Origin of the sequence: Mycobacterium sp., from assembly GCF_035697385.1 — a bacterium.
Lineage (GTDB): Bacteria > Actinomycetota > Actinomycetes > Mycobacteriales > Mycobacteriaceae > Mycobacterium.
The window spans coordinates 21,564-31,746 of sequence record NZ_DASSCY010000115.1 but is presented as its reverse complement, the minus strand read 5'-3'; the positions used below and the strand labels follow the sequence as shown (position 1 = coordinate 31,746).

General features: G+C 64.2%; 10 protein-coding genes. 2 read left to right on the top strand and 8 right to left on the bottom strand.

What is annotated here, in order from left to right:
• Nucleotides 1-3: 3 nt before the first annotated feature.
• From VFH65_RS09980 to VFH65_RS09945, 8 genes are all read right to left on the bottom strand, one after another.
• On the bottom strand, nt 4-1,425 hold the full coding sequence (locus VFH65_RS09980; RefSeq protein ID WP_353321083.1) for an MCE family protein: 1,422 nt from the start codon (nt 1,423-1,425) through the stop codon (nt 4-6).
• On the bottom strand, nt 1,422-2,468 hold the full coding sequence (locus VFH65_RS09975; RefSeq protein ID WP_353321081.1) for a virulence factor Mce family protein: 1,047 nt from the start codon (nt 2,466-2,468) through the stop codon (nt 1,422-1,424). The genes VFH65_RS09980 and VFH65_RS09975 overlap by 4 nt, the downstream gene beginning before the upstream one ends.
• Nucleotides 2,461-3,495, bottom strand: coding sequence for an MCE family protein (locus tag VFH65_RS09970; protein ID WP_353321079.1), 1,035 nt, complete (start codon nt 3,493-3,495; stop codon nt 2,461-2,463). The genes VFH65_RS09975 and VFH65_RS09970 overlap by 8 nt, the downstream gene beginning before the upstream one ends.
• The gene (locus VFH65_RS09965) at nt 3,495-4,685 is read right to left on the bottom strand and encodes an MCE family protein (RefSeq protein WP_353321078.1); all 1,191 of its coding nucleotides are present in this window, start codon (nt 4,683-4,685) and stop codon (nt 3,495-3,497) included. Before VFH65_RS09965 ends, VFH65_RS09970 begins: the two co-directional genes overlap by 1 nt.
• A gap of 13 nt (nt 4,686-4,698) precedes the next feature.
• Entirely contained in the window at nt 4,699-5,553 is an 855-nt protein-coding gene (locus VFH65_RS09960) for an MlaE family ABC transporter permease (RefSeq protein WP_353321076.1), read from the bottom strand.
• Nucleotides 5,554-5,584: 31 nt separating this feature from the next.
• Nucleotides 5,585-6,346, bottom strand: a complete 762-nt coding sequence (locus VFH65_RS09955) for an MlaE family ABC transporter permease (RefSeq protein WP_353321074.1) — start codon at nt 6,344-6,346, stop codon at nt 5,585-5,587.
• 261 nt (nt 6,347-6,607) lie between these two features.
• Nucleotides 6,608-7,528, bottom strand: a complete 921-nt coding sequence (locus VFH65_RS09950; protein ID WP_414688390.1) for a 3-oxoacyl-ACP reductase — start codon at nt 7,526-7,528, stop codon at nt 6,608-6,610.
• 13 nt (nt 7,529-7,541) lie between these two features.
• Nucleotides 7,542-7,733, bottom strand: a complete 192-nt coding sequence (locus VFH65_RS09945) for a ferredoxin (RefSeq protein WP_353321072.1) — start codon at nt 7,731-7,733, stop codon at nt 7,542-7,544.
• A 139-nt stretch (nt 7,734-7,872) separates the two neighbouring features.
• On the opposite strand from VFH65_RS09945, the gene VFH65_RS09940 reads away from it, so the two are divergent.
• Both VFH65_RS09940 and VFH65_RS09935 read left to right on the top strand, forming a co-directional pair.
• Nucleotides 7,873-9,054 (top strand): acyl-CoA dehydrogenase, encoded by a 1,182-nt coding sequence (locus tag VFH65_RS09940; protein ID WP_353321144.1) that lies wholly within the window; start codon nt 7,873-7,875, stop codon nt 9,052-9,054.
• A gap of 9 nt (nt 9,055-9,063) precedes the next feature.
• Nucleotides 9,064-10,161: an acyl-CoA dehydrogenase family protein gene (locus tag VFH65_RS09935; protein ID WP_353321070.1), complete on the top strand. Its 1,098-nt coding sequence runs from the start codon at nt 9,064-9,066 to the stop codon at nt 10,159-10,161.
• Nucleotides 10,162-10,183: the final 22 nt, after the last annotated feature.

Sequence of the window (10,183 nt, the reverse complement as noted above, 5' to 3'; positions counted from 1 at the left end):
GTGTCACGCTCCGCCTCCGTGTTGTTGCTGCATCGGCGCGCCGGCCTCGGCCGGCAGCGGGCCGGGCGCAGCTGGTGCCGGCGGTGGCGCACCAGGCGCCGGTCCTGGCGGCAGTATTACCGGACCGAGCGTGTATGGCTGCGCCGGTGGCGGCGGACCCGGAGCCGGGTTCGGTGGCAGGAGCAACGAACCGGGATCCCCGCCCTCGCCGGCCCGAGGCGGGTAACGCCCGTCCGAAGGGACCCACTCCAGATAAGGGATGTAGGTTTGCGCCTTGGCCTCGGTTGCCGGAGTGTCGTAGATGATCTGGCCCTTGTACGCGGTGATCGTGTTGATCCCGTGCGACATGATGGGCGGGAAATTCATCGTCAGGCGGCGCAGCACCGGAGCCATCCGCTGGCGGCAGATCTCTGCTCGCTTTACGTTGTCGGTCGTGCCGGCGGCGTCGAAGTTGCCGCAGATGAACTGCACCGGGTTGGTGAATTCCGGCAAGCCCAACAGACCGTTCGCCGTGCCCTGGGCCGGGTTGTAGATGTTGTAGAAGTTCGCCATCGCGTTGGGCAGGACATGCAGTATCTGCTCGACGTCGTCGCTCTGGTTCGACAGGATGCTGGTGAAGTCGGTGACCTTGTTGATGCTGCCGATCAGCGTCTCGTTGTTCTCGTCGAGGAAGCCACGGACGTCCGACAGGGCCTGGTTGAGGCTACCCAGCGTGATGTCCAGGTCCACCGTGCTGTCGGCCAACACCTGCGAGACCGAGGCCAAATGCCCACTGAATTGGACGATTTGCTCGTTGCTTCTCGACAGGGCATCGATCAGGATCTGCAGATTCTTCACCGTGCCGAACAGGTCGGTGCGCGAGTCGCCCAGCCGCCCCGCGGTCTGCGACAACTCGCGTAACGCTCGCCGGAAAGAGTCGCCGTTGCCGTCGAAGGTATCGGCGGCCTGGTTGATGAACCCGTCCAACGGGCCCTGAACCCCGCCCGCCTGCGGTCCGAGCTGCTGGCTGAGTTCGGTCAGCTCGGACTTGACGTCGTCCCACTCCACCGGCACGCCCGTGCGGTCCAACCCGATACTGCCGCCGTCCTCCATCACCGGGCCCTGTTTGTAGGGCGGGGTGAGCTGAATGAACCTGGCTGAAACGATGTTCGGCGCCACGACCACCGCGCTGGCGTCGGCTGGCAACTTGACGCTGTCCTGCACCGTCATCGTGATTTTGACGGCATCGGCCTCTGCCGAGATCGATTCGATCGAGCCGATCGGTACCCCGACGACGCGGACGTCGTCACCGGGATACAGGCCCACTGCCGACGGGAAGTATCCAACCACCCTGTAGGTGGTGGCCCGGGGCAACACCACGTAGATGCCACCGATCAGCGCCACCACGAGAGCGGCGATGATTCCGTAACGCAGTGATCGGCTCATGGCGACTTCGGCCTTATGATCAGCCGCTCGGTGATGAATCCGCGCAGCATATCGGCCAGGCTGTCCGGAATCTTGCCCGGTTGGAAGTAGAGATCCAATAGCAGCTCGCCCTGCGGAATGTTTGGTACCGAGTTGGGCAGGTTGACGCTGAAACCCGAACCGGAGCCGACCGACTCGCCGAGCGCGGTGGCGTAGGGCGGCAGTCGCCGCAGTGCCTCGCTGATGTGCTCGCGCCGTTCAAGCAGGTTGTCCAGCACGAGGTTCAGCTTCTTCAGTGCTGGACCGAACTCGCGGCGGTTGTCGGCCACGAATCCCGAAATCTGTTCTGACACATCATCGATGCCGGCAATCAAAGTACTCAGCGCGGCCCGGCGTTCGTCGAGCGCGGCGAACAGTTGATTACCGTCGATGATGAGCTGGTTCACCTGACCGGCCCGGTCGGCGAGCACCTTGGTGACCGACCTCGCGCGGGCCAACAGCTGGCCCAATGCCTCGTCGTTGGCATTGATGCTGCGGGACAACGCGGCTACCCCGTCGAGTGTTCGGCGCAGCTGCGGCGTCGCGTCGCGGAGCGAATCGGTCAGCACACCCAACGCCTGAGTCAACTGATCCTTGTCGAGTTCCCTGGTGTTCTGACCGAGATCCTGCAGTGCCATGTTCAACGTGTACGGAACGGTCGTGCGGCCCAATGGGATTGAGGTCACCGACCCGCTGCCTCGCGGGGTCACCGCCAGCGATCTCTCACCAAGGACGGTGTCGGTCTTGATCGATGCCAGCGTTTGATCGCCCAGCCTGACCTTGCGGTCGACGGTGAATGTCACTTTCGCGACGTCGCCGGCGAGCGCGACCCCGGACACTTTGCCGACCTCGATGCCGGAGACGTTGACGTCGTTACCCGGCGAGATGCCACCGGCGTCGGCGAAGTAGGCCTCGTACGACTTGCCTTGCGGATAAAACGGCAGGCTGCTGTAGCCGAAGGCGACCATCAAAACACACGCGACGATCGCAATTCCGAAGATGCCCGTCCGGATCGTCTTATCCATTTTCTGAACACCTGCCCTTCGACGGGTCTGGGACTCCGCCCATCGGCAGGATGATGTCGCTGCCCGCTGGACCGTTGAACTTGAGCCTCAGGTCGCAGATGTAGTAGTTGAAGTACGCGCCGTACGAGCCAAGGGCGTTGAGCCGCAAGTAGTTCTCGGCGAGCGGCTCGATGACCCGGTTGACCTCATCCTTGCGGTTGTCGAGCTCGGTGGACAGTGGGCGAAGGTTCTCGAGCACGCCCTGCAGGGGCCGTCGTGAGTTCACCAGCATGTCGGTCAGATCCGTCTCCGCGGACGCCAGCGGCGGAATGGCCCCTGCGATCGGGTCCCTGCCCTCCGCCAGCCCGGTGACCAGCTTCTGGAGCTGGTCCACGCTGGCATCGAACTGGGCGCTCTTCTCGTCGATGGTCCCCAGTACCGCGTTGAGATTGTGGATCACCTCCGAGATCACCTGGTAGCGGTCGGCCAGCGTTTGGCTGAAAGTGCCAGTCTCCGAAAGCAATTGCGACAGCGCTCCACCCTCACCTTGTAACAGCTCGAGAATGGCGTTGGTGATCTGGTCGACCTGCTCGCCATTGAGGCCCTTGACCACTGGGCGCAGGCCGCCGAGCAATGCATCGAGATCCAACGCCGGCTGGGTCTGGTTGACGCCGAGCGTGCCACCCGGCGGCAGCTTCCGAAGGTCGCCGGGGCCCGAGGTGACTTCCATGTAACGGTCGCCGACCAGGTTCTCGTAGCGGATCACGGCCCGGGTCGACGTGTACATCTGATATTTCTTGTTGACGGTGAAGGCCACGTCGACGGTGTTGTCGGGGTTCAGCTTTACGTCGCGAATAGTGCCCACCGGAACGCCTGCGATCCGCACGTCGTTGCCGCCTTGCACTCGGGCGGCGTCGGTGAACGTGGCGTGGTAGGTGTTGGTCGAGGCGAACCGGAACTCGCCGAAGATCACCACCAAACCGGCTGAGACCAACAGCATCACCACCGCGAAGATGCTGACCTTGATCAGGTTTCCTCGGTCGCCCATCAGAAATCGTCCCGTTCTGCGAATGCGCCGTGGAACAGGAACTGCAGGGTGTTCGGGGCGTCGACCTGCACTTCGGTGAAGGGCTCGTACGGGATGTAGGCGTTGTCGGTGACCAGGAACGGCGCGCGATACCAGGAGCCGCCGTACTGCTTGCTGGGAATGTCGGGCAATCCGCGGCAATTGGGCCCGCCGGACGCGTTCACGATCGGCAGGCTTTCAGGGTAGGTGTAGGACGGCACGCCAAGGATGAAGCTGGAACTCACCATTGCGCCCGGTTTGAGACCACCGACGAGGCGTCCTCCCCGCTCGCCGCCATTCTTGACGCCTTGCACGATGCAGCCCAGTACCGGCGAATAGTCGCCAAGTACCTTCAACGGCGCTCGCAACCGCTGGATCCCGGCGATGTAATCGTCTGCCGCCGGCTCAAGCGTGGCGGTTCCTTCGCTCGCCAAGCCGATCGTCGCGAGCAGCGTCGCGTTCAGGTTGTCCTGCTCATCGATGATCGTGTTGCTGATCGTCGGCACGTTGTCGATCACAGTGACCAGATCGGGGGCGGCATCGCCGTAGATGTTGGCCACCGTCGCTGTCTGCGCGATATCCGACTCAACCGTCGGCAGCTTCGGATTCAATTGCACCAGATACGAATTCAAGCCTGCAAGGGTAGAGCCGAAATCGTCGCCATTACCGCGCAGGCCCTCGGCGATCGCCGTCATGGTGGCGTTCAGATGCACCGGGTCGATCTTGTGCAGCACGTCGGTCAGGGTCTGGAACAACGTGTTGGCTTCCAACTGCACGGACTCAGCCTGGACGTGGGCGCCGGCGCGCAACGGCGTGCCGGACGGCTGCTCCGGCGCAATGAACTCCACCGACTTCGCGCCGAACACCGTGGTACTGGCGATGCGAACCGGCGCGTTCGACGGTACGTAGCGCATCTGGTCGCGGTTGATCACCAGCGTCAACTTCGCCTGATCACCGGAATACGCGATGTCTTCGACCTTGCCGATCTGGATACCGCGGTACTTGACCTTTGCTTCGCGGTCCATCACCAAACCGGCCCGCGACGACATCACCGTCACGGTGTCGGTCCGGGTGAACGCGGCCGAATACGCCAGATAGGTAAACACCGTGAACGCCACGAGGATCGCCGCCAACACTGCGGCGGCGACCCTGATCGCGGTGGTGTTAGACACGAAGTATCTCCCCTTACCCCGACAGGTTGAAGTTACCGGAGGCGCCGTATACGGCGAGGGCGATGAACAAAGTGATGACGACGACGGTAATGAGCGAAGCGCGCACCGCCTGGCCCACCGCAACGCCGACTCCGACGGGGCCACCGGATGCGTTGTAGCCGTAGTACGTATGTATCAGCATCACGGCGACCGCCATCAGGATGGCCTGAAGGAACGACCACAACAAGTCAGTGGGATTGAGGAAGGTATTGAAATAATGGTCGTACAGACCCCCCGACTGGCCGTTGACGTAGACGGTGATAGTCCGGGCAGAAAAGAACGCGGCAAGCGTTGCCAGCGAATACAGCGGGATGATCGCGACCAGCCCGGCGATGATGCGCGTCGACACCAGGTAGGACACCGAATGTATGGCCATCGCCTCGGTGGCGTCGATCTCTTCGGCGATGCGCATGGCGCCCAGTTGCGCGGTGGCGCCCGCGCCGATGGTGGCCGCGAGCGCGATGCCCGCGATGATCGGGGCCACGATGCGCACGTTGAGGAACGCCGAAAGGAACCCCGTCAGCGCCTCGATGCCGATGTCGCCGAGCGACGAGTAGCCCTGCACGGCGATCACGCCGCCGGAAGCCAGCGTCATAAATGCCGCGACACCGACGGTGCCGCCGATGAGCAACAGCGCGCCTGTGCCGAGGGTCATCTCGGCGATCAGCCGGACCGTCTCCTTGCCGTAGCGGGTAACCGCGTGCGGTATCCAGCGGATCGATTGGCCGTAGAACAACGCCTGGTCGCCGAAGGTGTCGACGGCCCGCGGCAGCCATCGAAACGCCCGCCGCATCCGCAGCGTGATGTCGTAATTCCCCAGCTGACTCATCGCCGCTGTCTCTTCTTCGCGCAAGCGCTCATCAGCTCAGCACCCTGACGCCGATCGCCGTCATGATCACGTTGATCACGAACAGGCAGACGAAGGCATAGACGACGGTCTCGTTGACGGCTTCCCCGACACCCTTTGGACCGCCCTTGACGGTGAGGCCGCGGTAGCAACCGACGAGCCCCGCCATGACACCGAACAGCAGAGCCTTGAATTCTGAGACCACCAGCTCGCCAAGCCCGGTCAGGATGGTCAGGCCGTTGATGAACGCCCCTGGGTTCACCCCCTGCAGCAACACGGAGAATACGTAGCCGCCGCTAAGGCCGATCGCGATCACCAGACCGTTGAGCAGCAGCGCCACCAACGTCGACGCCAGCACGCGAGGCACGACCAGCCGCTGGATCGGGTCGATGCCCAGCACCCGCATCGCGTCGATTTCCTCACGGATCGTGCGGGCACCGAGGTCGGCGCAGATCGCCGTCGCGCCCGCGCCGGCCACGACGAGCACCGTCGAGACCGGACCCAGCTGAGTCACCGTGCCAAACGCTGTACCGGAGCCAGACAGGTCCGCGGCGCCGATCTCGCGCAGCAGGATGTTGAGGGTAAAGGAAACCAGCACCGTGAACGGAATCGCGATCAGCAGTGTCGGCAGGATCGAGACCCTGGCGATCATCCAGGTCTGATCCAGGAATTCCCTGAACTGAAAGGGGCGACGGAAGGTCTTGAAGAAGGTGTCGAGGGACATTTCGAAGAACCCGCCCACGGCCCGGGCCGGAACCGCAAGCTGTTCGATCAACCTCGGCTCCTTCTCGGGGCGGGGCGTTTGCAAAGAATCGCCATGGCGAAGAGTTCGAACTTGCTTGCCACGGCGGCCTTCCCACCCCTGGTTTAAGCGTTGCTCTTAGTGAGCCGGATCATACTAACTAGAACAAGTTCGCAGTGTCAAAGAACTACAAAATAGGGTCATATTGTAATCTTTACGCTGGTCAGAGCGGGTGTGACGTAGATCATTCTGAAACGTGTTCTAGTGCTTGCGGGCCTGTGACAATCCGAACCGTCAGTCTTGCTGACCCATCAGGGCTGTGGCCGAGAAATTGCGTTCAGGATCACGGCCAGCAAAGTATTCGTGCAGCGTTGCACTGAGGTCGGCGGGGTCCCACGCATCGGCTTCCGCACTGAACCGTTTCTCCGCGGTGGGCGCCGCAACCAACGTCACAGTAGGACCGTAAACGATGAACAACTGTCCGTTGACGCCTTCCGATGCGGGCGAGGCAAGAAAGCGCACCAGGTTCACGACATGATCCGGCGACAGCGGGTCGATCTGACCCTCGGCCAGCTCCGGCTCATCGCCGAACACATCCGCGGTCATCGCCGTGCGCGCCCTCGGAGCGATGGCGTTGGCCCGCACCCCGTAGCGCTCCAGTGCCCGCGCGGCCGACAACGTCAGCGCGGTGATGCCGGCCTTGGCCGCGCCGTAATTGGCCTGGCCAACCGGGCCGGCCAGGCCGGCCTCCGAGGACGTGTTGATGATGCGGCCGTACACGCGTCCGCCCGCGTCCTTGGCCTTGGCCCGCCAATAGGTGGCGGCGTTGCGGGTCAGCAGGAAGTGGCCGCGCAGATGTACGGCGATGACAGCGTCCCAGTCCTCGTCGGTCATGTTGAACAACATGCGGTCTCGGGTGATGCCCGCGTTGTTGACGAGGATGCTCAGGCCGCCGAGGCCGTCTGCGGTTTCGATGAGCTCGTCGGCCGTTGACCGCTGGCTGATGTCACCGGCGACGGCGACAGCCTTGGATCCGGCGGTGGCGATCTCATCGATGACGTCCGAGGAGTCCAGCGCACCAGCGATGTCGTTGACCACGATCGTGGCGCCCGCGCGAGCAAGCCCGATGGCCTCAGCCCGGCCCAGCCCCGCCGCCGCGCCCGTCACCACCGCGACCAGTCCGGACAGATCGGTCGCGTACGAGTTAGGAGTCAATTTATGAATACCTCTAGTCTTTGCGAATCAGGGCCGCACGTGGGCATTCGGCTATTGCCTGCTCGGCCAGTTCTTCCTGATCGGCAGGCACCGGGTCGGTCTTCACAACGGCGTAATCGTCGTCGTCGAGATCGAAAATGTCCGGCGCAAGGCCGAGACACACGGCGTTACCTTCACATCGATCACGGTCAACTTCAACTCGCACGACACCCCTCCTTGAGGCTGGGCTCTTGGCATCGTCGTCAGAATACGACCACGCTCGCTGGACCCCAAGACTAGAACGTGTTACAACCGGGTGAGTCGACGGGTGGGAATTCGTGCCCGACAAGAGTGAGGACGAGGCGATGCGGATCGGCTACAGCCAAGAGCAGGAGGAGTTGCGCCGCGAGTTGCGGGCCTACTTCTCCAAATTGATGACGCCCGACCGCGTCGAGGCGCTGAGCTCGACGGAAGGCGAGTACGGCAAGGGCAACGCGTACCGCGACACGGTCGCGCAGATGGGCCGCGACGGCTGGCTGACGCTGAGCTGGCCCACCGAATACGGCGGCCAGGCCCGCTCCCCCATGGAGCAGCTGATCTTCACCGACGAGGCCGCGATCGCCGGCGCACCGGTGCCGTTCCTGACCATCAACAGCGTCGCGCCGACGATCATGGCGTTCGGCACCGACGAGCAGAAGAAGTTCTACCTGCCCAAGATCGCATCGGGTGATCTGCACTTCTCGATCGGCTACTCCGAACCCGGCGCGGGCACCGACCTGGCCGCACTGCGCACCACCGCCGTGCGCGACGGCGACGACTACGTGATCAACGGCCAGAAGATGTGGACCAGCCTCATCCAGTACGCCGACTACGTCTGGCTCGCGGTGCGCACCAACCCCGAGGCCAAGAAGCACCGCGGCATCTCGATGTTGATCGTGCCGACCACGGCGGACGGCTTTTCCTGGACACCGGTGCACACGATGGCCGGCGTCGACACCAGCGCCACCTACTACCAAGACGTACGCGTGCCTGCGAGCAACCTGGTCGGTGAGGAGAACGCCGGCTGGAAGCTGGTCACCAACCAGCTCAACCACGAGCGCGTCGCGCTGGTCTCGGCGCAGCCGATCTTCGTGGCGCTCAACGGTGTTCGCGAGTGGGCTCAGAACACCAAGGACGTGCACGGCAATCGGCTCATCGACGCCGAGTGGGTGCAACTCAATCTGGCGCGGGTGCATGCCAAGGCCGAGGTGCTCAAGCTGATCAACTGGGAGCTGGCGTCGGCGGACGACGTCGCGCCGTCACCCGCGGATGCGTCGGCCGCGAAGGTGTTCGGCACCGAGTTGGCCACCGAGGCTTACCGGTTGCTGATGGAGGTGCTCGGCACCGCCGCCACGCTGCGACCGGATTCCCCTGGGGCGCTGCTGCGTGGCCGGGTCGAGCGCATGCACCGCAGCTGCCTGATCCTGACGTTCGGCGGCGGCACCAACGAGATCCAGCGCGACATCATCGGGATGGTCGCATTGGGCCTGCCCCGAGTGAACCGGTAAGGACTGAGAATGGACTTCAAGACGACAGAAGCCGCCGACGACCTCGGCGGCCTGGTGCGCACCATCACCGAGTCGGTGTGCACGCCGGAGCATCAGCGTGAGCTCGACGGACTCGATCAAAGGTTCGACCGCGACCTGTGGGCGAAGCTGATCGAGGCCGACATCCTGTCCGCCGCCTCCCCGGAATCGTTGGGCGGCGGTGGTTTCGGTGTGCTGGAGCAGACGGCGGTGCTCGTAGCGCTCGGCCGTCAGCTCGGTGCTGTGCCCTATCTCGAGTCGGTGGTGCTGGGCGCCGGCGCGCTGGCCAAGTTCGGCTCCGACGCCCTTGCGCAGGAGTGGGCGGTGCCCGCGGTCAACGGCGAGAAGATCATCGCGGTCGCGCTCGACGGTGAGATGGGCCAGGGCCCGGTGCAGGCGACAGCGAGCGGCGAGGGTTTCCGGCTGACCGGCAGCCGCACACTGGTCGGCTACGGCCCTGCCGCTGACGCGTTCCTGGTGCCTGCCGAAACCGATTCCGGGACCAAGGTTTTCCTCGTCGCCTCGGCGGATGCCGGGGTAGCGGTGACCCCATTGGACACCACCGGTCACGGCAGCGTCGGACATCTCGAGCTGCAAGGTACCGAGGTCGACGGCGGACGTGTCGTCGGCGGCACGGAGGCGGTCACGTGGCTGGGCACTCATGCCACCCTGGGCCGCACCGCGTTTCAGCTCGGCGTGCTGGAGCGTGCCCTGGAGCTCACCGCCGAGTACGCGCGTGAGCGCGAGCAGTTCGACCGGCCGATCGGCAGCTTCCAGGCGGTCTCGGCGCGGCTGGCCGACGGATACATCGACATCAAGGGTCTGCGGCTGACGCTGACGCAGGCGGCCTGGCGGCTGTCGGAGGATCTTCCCGCCGATATAGACGTGGCCAGCGCGGCATTCTGGGCGGCCGACGCCGGGCACCGGGTCGCGCACACCACGGTGCACGTGCACGGTGGTGTCGGCATCGACATCGACCACCCGGTGCACCGGTATTTCCTGGCCGCCAAGCAGACGGAGTTCGCGGTCGGCGGCGCCACGGGGCAACTGCTGCGCATCGGGCGCGAGCTTGCCGACACGCCCGCCTGAGCGATGAGCGCTTGCGCGAAGA